The sequence below is a fragment of the Rhizobium sp. LjRoot258 genome (assembly GCF_964254185.1).
Lineage (GTDB): Bacteria > Pseudomonadota > Alphaproteobacteria > Rhizobiales > Rhizobiaceae > Rhizobium.
This window is the reverse complement of the sequence record NZ_CAXUST020000001.1, coordinates 3,670,135-3,688,153: the sequence shown is the minus strand read 5'-3', so window position 1 is coordinate 3,688,153 and position 18,019 is coordinate 3,670,135. Positions and strand designations below refer to the sequence as shown.

Genomic DNA, 18,019 nt, shown 5'->3' with positions numbered 1-18,019 from the left:
CTTCAAGCAAACCAGAGGAGAGGTGCCATGTTCGAACACATATTCACGAGCCGTTCGCTGCTGACCGCGGCCTTTGTCGCGGCTGTCGGCCTTGCCGGCGTGGGCGCGCAGGCGGCGGACAAGACACTCACCGTCTACACCTACGAGAGCTTCACATCCGAATGGGGACCGGGGCCGAAGGTCAAGGAAGCATTCGAGAAGACATGCGGCTGCAGCGTCAATTTCGTCAGTGTGGCTGATGGCGTGGCGCTGTTGTCGCGTCTCAAGCTCGAAGGCGCTGCTACGAAGGCAGACGTCGTGCTCGGCCTGGACACGAACCTGACTACGGAAGCGAAAGCAACCGGCCTGTTCGAGGCAAGTGGTGTCGATGTCGCTGCGCTTAAGGTGCCGGGCGACTTCAAGGACGACGTGTTCGTGCCTTATGATTATGGCCACTTCGCCGTCATCTACGACACGCAGACAATCAAGAACCCACCGCAGAGCATGAAGGAGCTGGTCGAAGGCGACCCTTCGCAGAAGATCGTCATAGAGGATCCGCGCACCTCGACGCCCGGGCTCGGTCTCTTGCTGTGGGTAAAGGCTATTTACGGCGACAAGTCGCCCGAAGCTTGGGCAAAACTCAAGAAGCGCGTGCTGACGGTAACTCCCGGCTGGTCCGAGGCCTATGGGCTGTTCACCAAGGGCGAGGCGCCGATGGTGCTCTCCTACACGACCTCGCCCGCCTACCATATGGTCGCGGAAAATACGGACCGCTATCAGGCTGCCGCATTTTCAGAGGGCCATTACATACAGATCGAAGTGGCCGGCCTGCTGAAGAATGCGCACGACAAGGAGCTTGCGCGCGATTTCCTGAAATTCATGGTGACGCCGGGGTTCCAGGATACCATCCCGACCAACAACTGGATGATGCCGGTTTCGGCGACATCGCAACCGCTGCCCGACGCATTCGGCAAGCTTGTGAGCCCCTCAAAGACCTTCCTGATGAGGTCGGATGAAGTCGCCGAGAACCGCAAGGCCTGGATCGACGAGTGGCTGGCCGCCATGAGCATGAACTGATGCTTTTGACAAAGGCTGAGATGCGACAGGTGATACTGGGCGGGGCCGTGAGCCTCGTCGGCATCGCTGGTTTCGTGGGCCTTGCAACCTTTGCCTTGCTTCTTTCGAGCGGAGCTTCGTCTATTCTGACGGCGATGTTCGAACCCTACATTTTGCGGATCCTGCGGTTCACCTTGCTGCAGGCTCTGCTTTCGACAGTACTGTCCGTCGTTCTTGCCATTCCAGTCGCACAGGCCCTAGCACGTCAGCGGCATTTCCCCGGCCGTACTTGGATCATTCGCCTCATGGCTGTGCCGATGGGGCTCCCTGTTCTGATCGGAGCGCTCGGATTGATCCGAATCTGGGGGCGGCAGGGGATACTGAACTCGTTGTTGCTCGAGCTCGGCATGGCGGAACCGATCAGCATCTACGGGCTTTCCGGGATCTTGCTGGCGCATGTGTTCTTTAACATGCCGCTTGCGTGCCGCTTGATGCTGGCGGCACTGGAGCGTGTGCCAGCGGAATATTGGCTGATGGCGAGTGGTCTCGGCATGCGGCCTGGTTCGATTTTCCGCTTCATCGAATGGCCAGTTCTGCGCTCGGTCATTCCTGGTATCGCGGGCCTGATCTTCATGCTGTGCGCCACGAGCTTCACGCTCGTGCTGACATTGGGTGGCGGGCCTGCGGCAACGACGGTCGAGGTTGCCATCTATCAATCGCTTCGCTTTGATTTCGACCCAGGCAGGGCCGTCGCTCTCTCCCTGCTCCAGATCGTCCTGACCGCTGTCATTCTTGGCGGCTTGTCGCTTCTTCCCGCTCCGCAGGACGAAGGCATGACGGCAGGTAAGGCCGTCAGGCGTCCGGATGGCCAGCTGCCGGCAGCGCGGCTTGCAGATGGCAGCGTCGTGATGCTCGCCGCGCTGTTTCTGGGGCTACCTTTGATGTCCGTCGTCGTGGCGGGTCTTCGGTCCGATCTGATGAAGCTCCTGAGCGAACGCATTTTCTGGCAGTCGGCTGCGACCAGCCTTGCCATTTCGATCTCCGCGGCGGTTCTCGCTTTGCTGGTCTCGATGACACTGGTGAGCGCGCGCCGCGCCGTCCTTCTCCGGGGTTCGGCGGCCTCCGGCGCGAGAGCATTTTTTGCTGCCGCGGGTGGCGCGTCGTCGCTGGTGTTGCTGGTGCCGCCGATCGTCCTTGCGACGGGGTGGTTTCTTGCACTGACAAATTTCGGCGACGTGAGCGTGTTCGCTCCGCTGCTGATTGTCGCGATCAACGCGTTGATGTCCCTGCCCTTTGTGATGCGTGTGCTCGAGCCGGCCTTCATCGTTCACAAGCGCCGGACGCAGAAACTCGCGGCGAGCCTTGGTGTCACCGGCTGGGCGCGGCTGCGCCTGGTCGACATGCCGGCGCTATTCAAGCCGATGCTCACGGCATTTTCGTTCGCGATGGCATTGTCGCTCGGCGATCTGGGCGCCGTTGCGCTGTTCGGCTCGGATAGTTTCGTCACACTGCCTTGGCTCGTTTATAGCCGCATGGGGAGCTACCGGACCAACGATGCGGATGGGCTGGCATTGATCCTTGGCCTCGTCTGCCTGCTGCTCACGATCGCCGGGACCATGGGGCCTGCGCGGCGCGAGGGGGCTTTCCATGCATGATCCGCAGTTCTCGATCGAGATGCGCGATGTCAGTCTCCAACTCGGGAGGCAAGCCTTTCATTTCGATTGCCGGCTTCCCGCCGGCGCCGTGATTGCCGTGACGGGCGCGTCCGGGGCCGGCAAGTCGACCTTTTTGAATCTGCTCGCCGGCTTCGATGTGCCCGCCCGCGGGCGGATTCTGATCGCGGGAAAGGACGTGACCGACGAGTACCCGGCGAGACGAGCCGTCTCTCTCGTATTTCAGGACAACAACCTGTTTGCGCATCTCGATATTTTCACCAACATCGGCCTTGGTATCAACCCGGCGATGAAACTCACGGCCGCCGATCGCCGATCGATCACGTCTGCGCTTGAAAAGGTGGGGCTTGCCGGTTTCGAACGGCGAATGCCGGGTACGCTGTCCGGCGGGGAGCGGCAGCGGACCGCCTTTGCGCGCGCGCTTGTTCGCAACCGTCCAGTGCTCCTGCTGGACGAGCCCTTCGCGGCGCTCGACCCCGGTTTGCGAAACGGAATGGCGGCGCTGCTGCTCGATATGCATCGCGAGACCGGCAATACCGTCGTCGTCGTGTCGCATGATCCGGACGAGGTCAAACGCATCGCAGATTTCGGCCTCTTCATCGAAGGCGGTAGGATTGTCGTGGCAGCTCCGATTGGTACGTTTCTGGGTTGCGAGGATCATCCTGGATTGACGCAATTTCTCCGCAGTTGACGAATTTGACAGTCACAACGGCACTTTCGCCATAATTTGAGGCGACCGAGGAAACTCCAAAAAGCACGTTAGGCTTGCTAAAATACAACGGCGCCACATTTAGTCAGAGTCTCGCTATGCATCCGATGCGGAAATCAGTTACAGCAAAGACTTGTGTCCCCGATTGTGCAGTGCAAGAACGGGGACGGACGCCTGTTGAATCACCATGAGACCGACCGGGTCGCGCAAGCGGGCCGGCCGACAAGCAAGATGACTTGGAGAGCCAGACTGGACAGCATGACGACGTGGAAATTGCCCGCGCCTTCCAGTGATGTGCTCTCTTCAGCGTGCCGTCTGGTCCGACGGACCTTGTTCATCTGTGCCACAAGCATGGCGCTAAACGGCTGCCAGTCTATTCTCGAGCAATCCTATCAGCCAAGCGTTGCACCATCCTCCAATCCGCAGATCGTCGATGAGGTGCAGAAGAACGATCCGCGCGCTGCCATGGGCGCTCGCGAGCATCCGCGCATCGTTGCAAGCTATGGTGGCGAGTACAAGGACCCAAAGACCGAGCGCCTGGTTGCCCGTATCGCAGGCGCGTTGACGGCCGTCTCCGAGAATCCGAGCCAGTCCTACCGCATCACCATCTTGAATTCGCCAGCTATCAACGCCTTTGCCCTGCCGGGCGGCTATCTCTATGTAACGCGCGGCTTGCTGGCACTTGCAAACGACGCATCCGAGGTCGCTGCCGTTCTCTCGCATGAGATGGGCCACGTCACGGCAAACCATGGCATCGAACGGCAGAAGCGTGAGGAAGCGGAAGTTATCGCCAGCCGCGTCGTTGCCGAGGTGCTGTCCAGCGACATTGCCGGAAAGCAGGCTCTGGCTCGCGGCAAGCTCCGATTGGCCGCTTTCTCGCGCCAGCAGGAGCTGCAGGCAGACGTCATCGGCGTTCGTATGCTCGGAGAAGCGGGCTACGATCCCTATGCGGCGGCTCGGTTCCTGGATTCGATGGCCGCTTACAGCCGCTTCATGTCGGTCGATCCCGAGGCCGACCAGAGCCTCGACTTCCTGTCCAGCCACCCGAACTCGGCGCAGCGCATCGAGCTCGCGCGCGACCATGCGCGCGCCTTTGGCCAGGAAGGCAAGGTTGGCGACAACGGCAGGGACTATTATCTCGACGGGATCGATGGCCTGCTCTACGGCGACAGCCCGGAGGAGGGCTATGTCCGCGGCCAGACTTTCCTGCATGGCGGGCTCGGTATCCGCTTCGACGTGCCACCTGATTTCAAGATCGACAACAAGGTCGAGGCGGTCATGGCGACCGGCCCGGGCGATGTCGCGATCCGCTTCGATGGCGTCGCCGATAATCAAAACCAGAGCCTGACCAACTATATCTCCAGCGGCTGGGTCACCGGTCTCGACCCCTCCACCATCCAGCAGGTCACAGTCAATGGGATGGAGGCGGCAACGGCCCGCGCGAGCGCAGATCGTTGGGATTTCGACGTCACCGTCATCCGCAACAATTCGCAGATCTTCCGGTTCCTGACGGCGGTGCCGAAGGGGAGCCCGACACTGCAGCAGACAGCCGATGTGTTGCGGGCAAGCTTCCGCCGAATGACGCCGGAAGAGACGGCTTCGCTGAAGCCTCTGCGCATAAGGGTCGTCAAAGTCCGGCCGGGCGAAAACATCACGACGCTTGCTGCGCGGATGATGGGAACGGATCGAAAGCTCGATCTCTTCAAGCTTATCAACGCTTTGCCGACCGGCGCCTCCGTTTCTCCGGGCGACCGCGTCAAGATCATCGCAGAATAAGAACAGGCCCGGTTTTCACCGGGCTAGTTGCATCACTGGGGGAGTAAGCTCTCTCAGGCCGATGCGGCCATATAAGGGTCAGCGCTGACGAGTGCGCTGCGGAGTTTTTCCATTGCCCGGCTTTCGATCTGCCGGACGCGCTCCTTGGAAATACCGAGGTCGGCGCCGAGTTCCTCAAGCGTAGCGCCGTCTTCGGCAAGTCTTCGGGCGCTAATGATCTTCATTTCCCGCTCATTGAGGTGCTTCAGGGCGGAAGCGAGCCAGTTGCGTCGGCGCTCGCCATCAATCATGTTCGATACCTGCTCGTCAGGGAGAGGATCATCGCTGACGAGGAAGTCCATCTTCTCGGCGCTGTCGGCATCGCCTGAAACCGAGGGCGCTTGAAGCGAAGCGTCGTTGCTTGAAAGCCTTGCATCCATCGTCTGGACGTCGGAGAGGCTGACGCCGAGAGCGGCGGCGATCTCCTGGTGGATGGATTGGAGAGTAAGCTGAGTGTCACCCCTAGCGAGCTTGGCGCGCAGACGACGAAGATTGAAGAACAGGGCCTTCTGAGCAGAGCTCGTACCGCCGCGAACAATCGACCAGTTGCGAAGGATGTAATCCTGGATGGAGGCGCGGATCCACCAACTTGCATAGGTGGAGAAGCGGACATCACGCTCGGGCTCGAAGCGTGCTGCGGCCTCCAGCAGACCGACGTAGCCCTCCTGCACAAGGTCGCTCATCGGTAGGCCGAAATTGCGAAATTTTCCCGCCATTGAGATGACGAGACGCATATGGGCCATGGCTATCTGATTGCGGGCGCCACGGTCATCATTGTTCTTCCAGCGGATTGCGAGATCGTGTTCCTCTTCGCGAGCAAGGTAGGGAGCCGCCATGGCGATTTTAATCATGCGCCGGTCTGCTGACATGTTCTTCATATCGGTCTCCTGAATTCGGGCGTCACGCCAAAAAAGGGCAAAGAATGCTTGCTTCCGGACATTGCTGCCCAGACCAAATTCATGTCTTGAACGTATAAAGGCCCCGAACTCTGGACGTTTCCAGATGGGACCCTAGCTTAGCGTTATGCGCCGGTAATACGGCCGGGTAGGACCTGTTTCTTCAAGTTGCCGGATAGGCAGAACGTGGAAGGCATGATCCGCTCCTCATCGAACGTTTACAGGAATGCGAGCGTTCGAGGGTGATGTCAGTTCCCGACGCGGTCCGCAGCTACATCGTTAAAACGCACCAGGACGGAAAAAGTTCCAATAAAAAACCCGGCGCGAGGCCGGGTTTTTTGCAAGAAAAACAAGGAGCTTATGCAGCTTCGTCCTGAGATTCGTCTTCCTCGATTGCCTTGCCGCGCTTCGGACCCTTGTTGAGGTTGGTCTCTACGAGACGGACGGCTTCCGTTTCCGACATCTTGTTCACGGCAGCGATCTCGCGTGCCATGCGATCAAGCGCAGCTTCGTAAAGCTGGCGTTCGGAATAGGACTGTTCCGGCTGGTTCTCGGCGCGATAGAGATCGCGGACAACTTCAGCGATGGCGATGAGGTCGCCGGAATTGATCTTGGCATCATATTCCTGGGCGCGACGGGACCACATGGTACGCTTGACGCGCGCCTTGCCCTGCACAACCTTCAATGCACGCTCGACAAAATCGGTTTCGGAGAGTTTACGCATGCCGATGCTCATGGCCTTGGCGACCGGCACTTTCAGGCGCATCTTGTCCTTCTCGAAATCGATAACGAAAAGTTCGAGCTTCATGCCTGCTACTTCTTGCTCTTCGATGGCGCTGATGGTACCGACGCCATGTGCGGGGTACACGATCGATTCACCGGTCTTGAAGCCGTGACGTGCGGAAGAAGGTTTTTTCTGCTGGGTCGTCATTCTATTCAAAAACTCCCTGTTACGCTTCCGGCTGCAGCCGGAGCCGGGTCAGTCAGGCCCGGATGAGACGGTCAGATCCGTCGGGTGACTTACTTCTGGTCCTACCGGACAAAAGCGGACATATCCGCGCGCACAAGCTTGGAACCTCACGGCTCAAGGCATTGATATGTCACGGAAACCGCGTTTGTGGATTTGTTTTGCTTTCGTGGTGGTTCGGGCATGCTTCATGCCGCAAATGGATCAGTTTAGAAAAGCTATCACAAAAATATGAGGAAATCAATAATTTACTGCGCCTGAGTCATGCGCGCAACACATGCCACCCATATGCCGGCGGCACGCTTCAGGCCTTTTTCAGCCAACTGAACACGGTTTCAGGCTCAGGCTTCGAAACAGATGGGATCAGTCGCCTGATCCGGGCTTTTCCGAGAAATACTTCTCGAACTTGCCACTTTCGCCGTCCAATTCCTTTGCCTCAGGCATACCGTCTTTCTTGACTGTGATGTTCGGCCAGATGCTGGCATACTCGGCATTGATCTTGAGCCACTTGTCGAGGCCCGGCTCCGTATCCGGCTTGATCGCCTCGGCGGGACATTCCGGTTCGCAAACGCCACAGTCGATGCACTCGTCGGGATGAATGACGAGGAAGTTCTCGCCTTCATAGAAGCAGTCGACAGGGCAGACTTCCACGCAGTCGGTATATTTGCAGCGAATGCAATTGTCGGTCACGACATAGGTCATGAAGAACTCCAGGACTTCCATACAATGGGGCCGGGCAACCTGGAACGTCGCGCCTTTCCCTTAACCGGAGAGGAAGCGTTGACAGGCTTGGGAGGCAGTCACGCTATCCGGCAAGTTGACTGTGACGTATCGGCTTTGCCTGCGGATTTCAAGAATAAAGAAATCGCAAAACCCGGCAGTTTGGACAGAGTTTTCTAATCCTCGTCCGAGATCAGCCTGTCGATTGCACGGCGATCCTTCTTCGTGGGCCTGCCCGCGCCGGTGGCACGGATCGCCTGTTCGTAAGGCGTCAAGCGCTTTGCCTCATCGGGTGGCGGCGTAAGGTCCTCGTAGAGCAGCCGGGCTTCCTCGTACGGGCCACGTCGCTTACCTCCCGACTTGACGATGAGGACAACGTCGCGCCGCTCCAGTGCAAGCTCGACCTTATCGCCTGCTTTGATCGTTTGGCTCGGTTGGAGCGCGCGCTCGCCATTGATCCGTACATGCCCGGATTGAATGTAGCTTTGTGCCAGCGAGCGCGATTTCACCATACGTGTGAAGAACAGCCACTTGTCGATGCGCTGTCGCGAACCGCTTCCTGGCTGTGCATCCCCGCCCATCTGCTTACTTCTTCATCTGCTCCTTCAAGGCAGCGAGCTTGGCGAAAGGCGAATCCGGATCGATCGGCTTTTCCTTGCGCGGTGGCTTTGCCTCGAAGCGCAACGGCTGCGGGCCGCCGCGGTTGTTGCGATCCTTGCGATCGCCCCGGTCCTGACGGTCGCCACGCTGTTCGTTGCGGTCGCCGCGTCCCTGCTGTGGCTTGCCGCCGTCCTTGCCATGATGCTGGCGGTTGCCGTCGCGGCCTTCTCCACCTTCACCGCCTTGGCGACGATGACCAGGTCCGCGGTCCTGGCTGCGATTGTTGCCGCCGCGGCGTTCGCCGGGGCTGCGAGCCTGACGCTGATTGTCCGTACGGCCACCGAGCCGCCAGAGAAGGACCGGCTTCGGTTCCTCGGCCTCTTCCGCGGTAGCGGCGACGGGCTGTTCGGCGCTCACTGCTTCGGCAGCGGGGACTTCCGAGGCGGGCTCCTCCGATGTGCTGTCGGCATCGTCATGATCCGCTTTCTCGGCATTTTCCTCGGATGCGGTTTCGGTCGCCGGTGCCGCCGAGGCGTCCTGAGCCGACAAATAGGCTGCCGCCTCTTCTGCCTTCACGGCATCGGCACGATAGCCGAGTCCCTTCAAGATCTCTTCCATGTCCTCGAGGGTGGCGCCAAGGATCGAAAGCATGGCGGTCGTCGTGGTGAAGCGACGGCCGTCATATGCGCCTTCCGGGCGATTGGCCTGGCCGGGCTTCCACTGAAGCAGCGGGCGAATGATATCCGCCAGGCGCTCCAGGATATCGATGCGAACTGCGCGTTTGCCAAGGAACCGGAAGCCGGCCAGCTTGTAGAACGTGCGCTCGAAACCTGGATCGGTCACGACCGAAGTGCGGCCCGCAGCAAGCACAGGAATGAGATCGCCATACCCGGGCTTGTCGAGACCGTCATTCTTCAGCGCCCAGAGGAGCGTGATGAGCTCGGCCGGCGCGGGCTTCAGAAGAGCGGGAACGAAGATATGGTAGGCGCCGAAGCGAACGCCATAGCGGCGCATGGAGGCGCGCGCATCCTGATCCAGGGACTTTACCTCTTCGGTTACGTCGCGCCGGAACAGAACACCGAGGTTCTCGACGAGCTGAAATGCCAGGCCCTTCGCCAGGCCTTGCAGATCCTCTGCGCGGGACAGATCGTCAAGCGGCTTCAGGACCGTGCTGATGTGATGATTTACAAAGCGCTCGATACGAGCGGCCACGTGGTCGCGCGCATTGCCGGTCAACTGCTCGTCGGCAAGAATGATGACGCGCGGGCGCATCACATGATCGCTTCCCGCCAGACGTGCCACCGGATCGCCCAACCAGCGGATCGAACCGTCGGAGCCGATCGCGAGATCGCCATTGCCGGCCGCATGGAGGCGAGCAGCACGTGCCTCGAATTCCAGAGCGAGCGCCTTTTGCGAAGCAGACTGAACAGCCTTAGCGTCCGGTCCATCCGCTCCCGAAATGGGCGTGAACCGGAATCCCGACAGTTGCCCCACATGATGTCCTTCAACGAAGACATCGCCATTTACACTGATTTCAGCTTCCAGCATCGCATTCTCTCTCAGGCGCTTCATGAGCACAGATGTCCTGCGATCAACAAAGCGTTTCGTCAACCTTTCATGTAACGCATCGGACAATCGATCTTCGATTTCCCGCGTCTTTTCCTGCCAGTGTGTCGGATCGGCAAGCCAATTGGGCCGATTCGATACATAGGTCCAAGTCCTTATCTGCGCGATTCGCGCCGAAAGCGTGTCAATTTCACCGTCTGTTCGATCCGCACGATGTACCTGCTCGGCAAGGAAGTCCTCGTTTACCGTGCCATAGCGCACGAGATCGGAAAAGAGGGTGGAGATGAGATCGGCGTGTTGGGCCGGGGCAATGCGCCGGTAGTCCGGCAGCGCGCACGCCTCCCACAACTTCTCGACCCGCGCCGGATTGTCAGCAAGGTCAATGATTTCAGGGTAACGCGACAGGTGTTCCAGCGCTTGCTGGTCGACGGCAGGCAGAGCGCGTGTCAGGCCGGAAACGGTAGGGCCGGTTTCAAGGCTCGCCCGCAGCGCATGAATGGAAGCGAAATCGAGGTTCTTTGTGCGCCACTGCAGCACTTTTACATTGTCGAACTCATGACCTTCGATGCGTTCGACCAATTCCTCATCAAAAGGATCCACTTGGCCGGTGACGCCAAATGTTCCGTCGCGAACATGGCGGCCTGCGCGACCGGCAATCTGCCCGAGTTCGGCAGGGTTGAGGTTGCGGAACTGATAGCCGTCGAATTTGCGATCCTGCGCGAAGGCGACGTGATCGACATCGAGATTGAGACCCATGCCGATCGCATCCGTCGCGACCAGATATTCCACATCCCCGGCCTGATAAAGCGCCACCTGCGCATTGCGGGTGCGCGGACTGAGGGCTCCGAGAACCACGGCCGCCCCGCCACGCTGTCTGCGGATCAACTCAGCGATCGCATAGACTTCGTCCGCGGAGAAAGCGACAATCGCCGAGCGCTGCGGCAGGCGGGTGGTCTTCTTCTGTCCAGCGTAGAACAGGTGAGAAAGCCGGGGTCGCTCGACCACGGTGATTCCGGGGAGAAGTTGCTGCAGAATCGGGCGCATCGTGCCGGCGCCGAGCAACAGGGTTTCGTCGCGGCCGCGCAGGTGCAGGATGCGGTCCGTGAAGATGTGCCCGCGCTCCAGATCGCCGGCAAGCTGAACTTCATCGATGGCGACGAAAGCTGCCTTGGTCTCGCGCGGCATTGCCTCGACGGTACAGACCGAAAAGCGGGCGTTGGGAGGCGATATCTTCTCCTCGCCCGTTACCAGCGCAACATTCTGGATTCCGACCTTTTCGGCGACGCGTGTGTAGACCTCGCGTGCCAGCAGCCGCAACGGCAGCCCGATCACGCCGGTGCCGTGGGCAACCATGCGCTCGATGGCATAATGCGTCTTGCCGGTATTGGTTGGCCCGAGCACCGCGGTTACTCCGCGCCCACTCAGTATCATCGGCTGCGATGTCAGTGTCATGGTCCTGCAGATGAGGCGGGGCGCCCCAGATCAAGTCAGCTCCTCTCCGAAGCACACAACACATGGACAGCCGTTGTCTCAAACGCAAGGGCTGATTTGAATTTACTCCGCGGTTTTCTGTTGCGCGAATAGCTTGCAGATTGCTCGTTTTCCGATTCGGAACAGCTTGAGAACGAATCGGAGACGAATCGCTGACTCCGGCTGATTCAGTGTTTGTTCACGGCTAAGTATTGATTTTGAATCGCTTTTTCCCACAAGATGCTGAATCGTAAAATTCGCGTCATACGCGTGGGCGGGTTGGATTCGGCTTTGTTAACCGCTTTTCCCGGAAATCGCCGGGCGACTTCTGCCTCAGTCTTTTCGCGATGGTGTTGCGTTACGCGGAGCGACCGAAAATCGGGCTTGATCGGGTGGTCTTACCGTCAAAGCGGAACATTTGATACATATGGAACAAAAATCAGTGATGCGTGTTTCTCGTCCATTCCGAGTGCACTGACGTCGAGGACTTGAACCATGCTTGGCACGATACTTCTCATCATCCTCATTCTGCTTTTGATCGGCGCCTTACCAAATTGGGGTTATAGCCGTGGATGGGGCTATGGACCTTCCGGCGGTTTGGGACTAGTTCTCGTAATTATTATTGTCCTTGTGCTAATGGGTCGCATCTAAGCGACGAAAAAACTCGGAGTTATCTCATGATGAAAAAGATTGTTCTTATTGGCGCCCTTGTTGGGGCGCTTGCTTCTTGCACGGCGACTGAACAAGGCACCGCGATCGGTGCAGGCAGCGGCGCCATTATTGGTGGTGCTGTTAGCCACAGCTGGGGCGGCGCAGCAATCGGTGCCGTAGCCGGCGGTCTTGCTGGCGCATTGATCGGCCAGTCCGTTGAGCGTCGTGGCTACTGCGTCTACAGGGACAGATATGGCCGCCGCTACGAAGCACGTTGCCCGCGCTACTAAGGCGGGGCCGACTGAGGAGGCCTGCGACCTAACTTTGTTACTTTAAGAAAAAAGCGCCGGCGTGATCGGCGCTTTTTGTTTGAACAGCAGTCGCGATATGAACGCAACTGCTGACAAGAAAAAGGCCGCTTCGTTTCCGAAGCGGCCTTCGTTTTCTCAGCGCATCAGGCGCACGATCAGTCCTTTGCGCGCTCGACGTAGGAATTGTCTTCCGTGGCGATAACCACGCGCGTGCCGGCGTTAATATGCGGCGGCACCATGGTGCGCACGCCGTTCGACAGCATTGCCGGCTTGTAGGAGGAAGAAGCCGTCTGGCCCTTAACGACCGGTTCGGTTTCCGTAATTTCGAGGGTCACATGGCGCGGCAGCTCGAGCGCAAGCGGAACGCCTTCATGGATCGACAGAATGCAGGTCATGCCTTCCTGCAGATAGGCCTTCTGATCGCCCATCGTTTCATCGTTCACGACCACCTGATCGTAGGTCGCCGGGTTCATGAAGTGGAATCCTTCACCATCTTCGTAAAGATACTGGAAGTTCACGTCTTCGACGAAGGCGCGCTCGACCTGTTCGGTCGTACGCCAGCGCTCGGCGACCTTAACGCCGTCGACGATACGACGCATGTCGACCTGGGTAACCGGCGTGCCCTTGCCCGGATGGAAGTTCTGGGCAGTCAGAACGACGTAGAGCTTGCCATCCACGTCGAGAACGTTGCCCTTGCGGACGGAAGAGGCGATGACCTTGACCATTAAGACTTCCTTGTAACTCGGCTTTTGGCGTCGTAGAGGACTGTCGATACAGCCTCGGAGACGCAATTGATTGTTCTTTTGGGGCGCAACTAACCTAAAATCCGGCAAATAGCCAGCCCCAGCGTTGGATAGGTCGGTCAGGACAATGCCGATGAAGCCCTCGATCGCCAAAGTATCGCCGTGGTGGACGCCGAGCGTGCATTTGGACCGTCGCCCGTTCCTGATTGGGCGGAATGCGATCCAGTCTGCGTTGCGTGGCTACTTCCTGAGCGAGGATTTTCTGGAAGTCGACACCGCGACGCTGCAGGTGTCGCCAGGCAACGAGGCGCATCTTCATGCGTTTGCCACCGAAGCATTGACGACCGACGGTCAGAAGGCGGCGCCGCTTTATCTGCATACCTCGCCTGAGTTTGCCTGCAAGAAATTGCTTTCGGCCGGAGAGCAGCGCATCGCCTGCTTCGCGCACGTCTACCGCAATCGCGAGCGCGGACCGTTGCATCATCCGGAATTCACGATGCTTGAATGGTATCGTGTGGACGAAAGCTACGAGAGCCTGATGATGGACTGCGTTCGCATTGTGGCGCTTGCTGCAGAAACCACGAAGACGACACGCCTGACCTATCGAGGTAGCGCGTGCGATCCGTTTGTGGGGCCGGACCGGATAAGCGTTGCCGCAGCTTTCGACCGCTATGCGGGTATAGATCTCCTGGCGTCCGTTGCGACCGACGGTGCGACGGATCGAGCGCATCTCGCGAGCGAGATGAAGCGGATCGGCATGCGCGTTGCCGACGATGACGGTTGGGCGGATTTGTTCAGCCGCGTGCTCGTTGAAAAGGTCGAACCTCAGCTGGGCTTCGGCCGCGTCACCATTCTTGACGAATATCCGGTGTCGGAAGCAGCGCTGGCGCGTCCGTCGGCGCATGATCCTCGCGTTGCCGAACGTTTCGAGGTCTATGCCTGTGGTGTCGAGCTCGCAAACGGCTTCGGTGAGCTCACCAATCCGGCGGAGCAGCGCCGCCGCTTCGAGATCGAGATGTCCGAGAAGGCCCGCATCTATGGCGAGACCTATCCGATCGACGAGGATTTTCTGGACGCCCTTGCCATCATGCCGGAGGCGAGCGGTATCGCCCTTGGCTTCGACCGGTTGGTGATGCTGGCAACCGGGGCGTCGCGGATCGATCAGGTGATGTGGGCGCCGGTCGCGGAGTATGGCAGATGAACAGTGTCGGGCCTATCAAGACCGTCGAGGGTCTGGAACGCGCCGGGCTGCTCGGTCAAAGAGACCGGGAAGCCTTGGCGGAGGTTTCCGCGCATTACGCCATTGCATTGACGCCAACGGTCGCGGGTCTCATCGATCGCACGGACGCTGCAGACCCGATCGCCCGGCAATTCGTGCCGGACCCGGTCGAACTTATCGTTGCTCAGGGAGAGCGTGCAGACCCGATCGGCGACGAAGCCCACAGTCCCGTGCAAGGGATCGTTCATCGCTATCCCGACCGGGTGTTGTTGAAGGCCGTTCACGTATGCCCGGTCTACTGTCGCTTCTGCTTTCGCCGCGAGATGGTCGGTCCGCAGGGCCTCGGCACGCTGGACCCCGGGGCAATGACGGCAGCCTTTGCCTACATCCGCAACCACGAGGAAATCTGGGAGGTGATCCTGACAGGCGGCGATCCGTTGGTGCTGTCTCCGCGGCGGCTGGCAGAAATTCTTCGCCAGTTGGCGTCGATCGATCACGTGAAGATCGTGCGGTTCCATACACGTGTCCCTGTCGTTGATCCGTCAAGCGTCGATGCGGCCTTGATTGCGGCGCTGAGAGCGAGTGGCAAAACTGTTTACGTGGCCCTGCATGCCAATCATCCGCGCGAGCTGACGAATGAAGCGCGTGCGGCCTGCGCCCGCCTCGTCGATGCCGGAATAGTCATGATCAGCCAATCGGTGCTCCTTAAGGGCGTCAATGATGATCCGACCGTGCTTGCAGAGTTGATGAAGGCCTTTGTCGAGACCCGTGTGAAGCCTTACTACCTGCACCATCCGGATCTCGCGCCCGGAACGAGCCATTTTCGGCTGACGATCGAAGAAGGACAGAAACTAGTCGCCGCTTTGCGCGGCCGGATCTCCGGTCTCTGCCAACCCACCTACATACTCGACATACCCGGTGGCCACGGCAAGGCCGTCATCGCTGGACAGTCGATCAGAAAGACGGGCGAAGGCTGCTATTCAGTTTCGGACTATCGCGGCGCCGAGCACCTTTATCCGCCTGTTGCTTCGTGAAAAGTCGACGAGAGAAGTGTTGTTCTTGGACAATGTGCCGCAAGCCGCTCTCACGACGTGTGAATGTAATTCTCGGACAAAATATTGAAATCTAACATAAGTTCTGCTTTCTCCAGTTTGCTTTATAAGAATTTAGCTGAGCTGCTTAGCTCGCTTTAACTACGTCATTTAGGAGAATTTTGTCTTTTCCAGACTACGCCTATTCCGAGAACAAGGCAGTTTCGCCACTCGAGATATGATCATCTTGGAGAAGTCATAATGAATACTACGATCCGTGAGCTCCTGGCCAAATTCGGAAAGCTTCCAGTCTCTGTCGATCAAGTCGCCGATGATGCCGACCTCTATGCGGTCGGCCTAACTTCGTTTGCTTCCGTGCAGCTTATGCTTGGCATCGAAGAGGCTTTTGACATCGAGTTTCCCGACAATCTCTTGAATCGCAGGTCTTTCGCCAGCATCGCGGCGATCGCGAAGACTGTCGACCAGATCAAAGATAGCCGGAAGGTCGCCTAAATGAACTATCCGGTCAAAATCGCGGAAGAGGATCTTGCAGCCAGGGTCGCCCGCGTGTCCGCGATCGCGGCAAAGCATGCGGATTCCGTCGATTTTGATGGGAGGTTCCCGCACGAAGCCGTAGATGCAATGAAGGCTGGGCGGCTGCTCGGAATTCAGATCCCACGCCACTTGGGCGGTGAAGGCGCCACGATTGCGCAGATCGCCGAGCTATGCTCGATGCTTGGGCAGGCGTGTTCCGCGGCCGCCATGGTCTTCGCCATGCATCACATCAAGCTCTGCAGCCTTGTCGAGCATGGCGGCGAGAGTGAATGGCATCGGGCTTTCATGCAACGCGTGGCGCTCGAGCAATTGCTGATCGCGTCGGCGACGACGGAAGGCGGTATCGGCGGCAATCTCAGGAATAGCATCTGCGCCGTCGAGGTGGACGGTGACATTTGCCGTCTGCAGAAAGACGCGACGGTCATATCGTACGGCTCCTACGCCGATGCGATCATGATTACGTCTCGCGCCCACGCAAATGCGGCCTCTTCGGATCAGGTTCTGACCGTTTTCGTCAAGGAGCAGTACGCGTTGGAAAAAACGCATGCGTGGAACACACTCGGCATGCGCGGTACGTGTTCGGACGGCTTCCTGTTCAAAGGCGAGGCGCCAGCCGAGCAGATCCTGCCGAAGCCCTTTGCAGAGATCGCAGCTCAATCGATGCTGGCATCGTCGCACCTCCTCTGGAGCAGTGTCTGGTACGGCATCGCCGTCGACGCAGTGGGCCGCGCACAGGCATTCGTGCGCGCCGCTGCACGCAAGTCGCCCGGTGCGCCACCGCCCGGAGCCCTGCGACTGGCTGAGGTGTCCAACCTGCTGCAGATGGTTCGCTCCAACGTCGTCGCCGGCCTGAAGGCCTACGAGGATGCCAAGAGCGACGCAGACAAGCTATCCTCCATGGGCTTTGCCGTCACAATGAACAACGTGAAGATCGCCTCATCGGAAACGATTCTCGAAATCGTCAACCATGTGATGCTGATTTGCGGGATCATGGGCTACAAGAACGGCACGCCATTCAGCGTCGGCCGCCATCTGCGCGATGCCCATTCTGCGCAACTCATGATCTCGAACGACCGCATCCTCGGCAACACGTCGAGTATGCTTCTTGTCCACAAGCAGGACACTAGCCTATTGGGGTGACGACATGGACGTGCAGACAACGTTTCTGGACAGGCTTTTTGAATCTGGCCTCTTGATCGATACGGGTGTTGACGGTCTTTACGGGCGCAGCGGACAATTCGAAGACGTCATTGCCGCCTTCGAGCGGCTGATCGACAAGTTCGGCGGCGCCGACGGCGCTGAAGCGATGCGGTTTCCGCCCGGGATGAACCGTGCCTTCTTCGAGAAGAGCGGTTATATGAAGAGCTTCCCGCAGCTCGCCGGCACTGTTCACAGTTTCTGCGGCAGTGAACTCGACCACGTCAACCTCCTTCAGTGCATGGAAGTGGGCGATGACTGGACGAAGGATCAACAGGCAACCGACATCGTGTTGACTCCTGCGGCGTGCTATCCGCTCTATCCGACGATTGCTCGCCGTGGCAAACTGCCGATGAGCGGCGGCCTTTTCGACCTGCAGTCCTATTGCTTCCGCCATGAGCCGTCGCAGGATCCAGCCCGCCAGCAACTTTTCCGCATGCGCGAATACATTTGCATGGGTACGGAGCAGCACGTCACGGATTTCCGTCAAAGCTGGATGGACCGCGGCATCGACATGATGAAGGCGGTCGGCCTGGATGTGACCATCGATGTGGCGAACGATCCGTTCTTCGGCCGCGCCGGCAAGATGCTCGCCAACAATCAGCGCGATCAGAACCTGAAGTTCGAGCTGCTCATTGCGATCACTTCGGTCGCGAACCCGACGGCCTGCATGAGCTTCAACTACCATCAGGACGCGTTCGGCGCGAAATGGGACCTTTATCTCGAAGACGGCAGCGTTGCGCATACCGCCTGCGTTGGCTTCGGGCTTGAACGCATCGCTCTTGCCCTGTTCCACCACCACGGGCTCGAGGTCAAGCATTGGCCTTCCAAGGTGCGTCAAGCGCTGTGGGGCTGAACGGA

The 18,019-nt window shown here is 59.0% G+C and carries 17 protein-coding genes; 11 read left to right on the top strand and 6 right to left on the bottom strand.

Going from position 1 to position 18,019, the window contains the following annotated elements; all coding sequences use genetic code 11:
* Positions 1–27: 27 nt before the first annotated feature.
* The 4 genes from thiB (at position 28) to ACSQ9D_RS18085 (ending at position 5,193) form a co-directional block, all read left to right on the top strand.
* Positions 28–1,056: a thiamine ABC transporter substrate binding subunit gene (gene thiB / locus ACSQ9D_RS18100; RefSeq protein ID WP_436283323.1), complete on the top strand. Its 1,029-nt coding sequence runs from the start codon at positions 28–30 to the stop codon at positions 1,054–1,056.
* Positions 1,056–2,690 carry a thiamine/thiamine pyrophosphate ABC transporter permease ThiP gene (gene thiP / locus ACSQ9D_RS18095; RefSeq protein WP_436283322.1) on the top strand — a complete coding sequence of 545 codons (1,635 nt, stop codon included), beginning with the start codon at positions 1,056–1,058 and terminating at the stop codon, positions 2,688–2,690. The genes thiB and thiP overlap by 1 nt, the downstream gene beginning before the upstream one ends.
* The gene (locus tag ACSQ9D_RS18090) at positions 2,683–3,399 is read left to right on the top strand and encodes a thiamine ABC transporter ATP-binding protein (protein ID WP_436283321.1); all 717 of its coding nucleotides are present in this window, start codon (positions 2,683–2,685) and stop codon (positions 3,397–3,399) included. The genes thiP and ACSQ9D_RS18090 overlap by 8 nt, the downstream gene beginning before the upstream one ends.
* 249 nt (positions 3,400–3,648) lie before the next feature.
* Complete coding sequence (locus tag ACSQ9D_RS18085) at positions 3,649–5,193, top strand: M48 family metalloprotease (protein WP_436283320.1); 1,545 nt, start codon at positions 3,649–3,651, stop codon at positions 5,191–5,193.
* A gap of 53 nt (positions 5,194–5,246) precedes the next feature.
* Here the strand turns inward: ACSQ9D_RS18085 and ACSQ9D_RS18080 are convergent, their stop codons facing one another.
* From ACSQ9D_RS18080 to ACSQ9D_RS18060, 5 genes are all read right to left on the bottom strand, one after another.
* Complete coding sequence (locus ACSQ9D_RS18080) at positions 5,247–6,110, bottom strand: RNA polymerase factor sigma-32 (RefSeq protein ID WP_018855886.1); 864 nt, start codon at positions 6,108–6,110, stop codon at positions 5,247–5,249.
* A gap of 376 nt (positions 6,111–6,486) precedes the next feature.
* Entirely contained in the window at positions 6,487–7,059 is a 573-nt protein-coding gene (locus ACSQ9D_RS18075; protein ID WP_037116510.1) for a CarD family transcriptional regulator, read from the bottom strand.
* Positions 7,060–7,458: 399 nt separating this feature from the next.
* Positions 7,459–7,797, bottom strand: a complete 339-nt coding sequence (fdxA, locus tag ACSQ9D_RS18070; protein ID WP_436283319.1) for a ferredoxin FdxA — start codon at positions 7,795–7,797, stop codon at positions 7,459–7,461.
* 194 nt (positions 7,798–7,991) lie between these two features.
* Positions 7,992–8,396 (bottom strand): RNA-binding S4 domain-containing protein, encoded by a 405-nt coding sequence (locus tag ACSQ9D_RS18065; protein WP_436283318.1) that lies wholly within the window; start codon positions 8,394–8,396, stop codon positions 7,992–7,994.
* A gap of 4 nt (positions 8,397–8,400) precedes the next feature.
* Positions 8,401–11,433 (bottom strand): helicase-related protein, encoded by a 3,033-nt coding sequence (locus ACSQ9D_RS18060; protein WP_436283317.1) that lies wholly within the window; start codon positions 11,431–11,433, stop codon positions 8,401–8,403.
* 513 nt (positions 11,434–11,946) lie between these two features.
* Here ACSQ9D_RS18060 and ACSQ9D_RS18055 point away from each other — a divergent pair.
* Together ACSQ9D_RS18055 and ACSQ9D_RS18050 are read left to right on the top strand one after the other, a co-directional pair.
* Positions 11,947–12,102, top strand: coding sequence for a DUF3309 family protein (locus tag ACSQ9D_RS18055; protein WP_436283316.1), 156 nt, complete (start codon positions 11,947–11,949; stop codon positions 12,100–12,102).
* A 26-nt stretch (positions 12,103–12,128) separates the two neighbouring features.
* Positions 12,129–12,392 (top strand): YMGG-like glycine zipper-containing protein, encoded by a 264-nt coding sequence (locus ACSQ9D_RS18050; protein WP_018855881.1) that lies wholly within the window; start codon positions 12,129–12,131, stop codon positions 12,390–12,392.
* A gap of 176 nt (positions 12,393–12,568) precedes the next feature.
* On the opposite strand, the gene efp is transcribed toward ACSQ9D_RS18050, so the two are convergent.
* Positions 12,569–13,138: an elongation factor P gene (gene efp, locus ACSQ9D_RS18045; protein ID WP_024315381.1), complete on the bottom strand. Its 570-nt coding sequence runs from the start codon at positions 13,136–13,138 to the stop codon at positions 12,569–12,571.
* Positions 13,139–13,289: 151 nt separating this feature from the next.
* On the opposite strand from efp, the gene epmA reads away from it, so the two are divergent.
* The 5 genes from epmA to ACSQ9D_RS18020 all read left to right on the top strand — a co-directional run bounded on the left by epmA (position 13,290) and on the right by ACSQ9D_RS18020 (position 18,014).
* On the top strand, positions 13,290–14,357 hold the full coding sequence (gene epmA, locus ACSQ9D_RS18040) for an EF-P lysine aminoacylase EpmA (protein ID WP_436283315.1): 1,068 nt from the start codon (positions 13,290–13,292) through the stop codon (positions 14,355–14,357).
* Positions 14,354–15,409 (top strand): lysine-2,3-aminomutase-like protein, encoded by a 1,056-nt coding sequence (locus tag ACSQ9D_RS18035; protein WP_436283314.1) that lies wholly within the window; start codon positions 14,354–14,356, stop codon positions 15,407–15,409. Before epmA ends, ACSQ9D_RS18035 begins: the two co-directional genes overlap by 4 nt.
* A 258-nt stretch (positions 15,410–15,667) precedes the next feature.
* Positions 15,668–15,919 (top strand): acyl carrier protein, encoded by a 252-nt coding sequence (locus ACSQ9D_RS18030; RefSeq protein WP_024315378.1) that lies wholly within the window; start codon positions 15,668–15,670, stop codon positions 15,917–15,919.
* Positions 15,920–17,101, top strand: coding sequence for an acyl-CoA dehydrogenase family protein (locus ACSQ9D_RS18025; protein ID WP_436283313.1), 1,182 nt, complete (start codon positions 15,920–15,922; stop codon positions 17,099–17,101).
* Positions 17,102–17,105: 4 nt separating this feature from the next.
* A complete protein-coding gene (locus tag ACSQ9D_RS18020) occupies positions 17,106–18,014 on the top strand; it encodes an amino acid--[acyl-carrier-protein] ligase (protein ID WP_436283312.1) in 909 nt (302 codons plus the stop codon).
* Positions 18,015–18,019 lie beyond the last annotated feature (5 nt).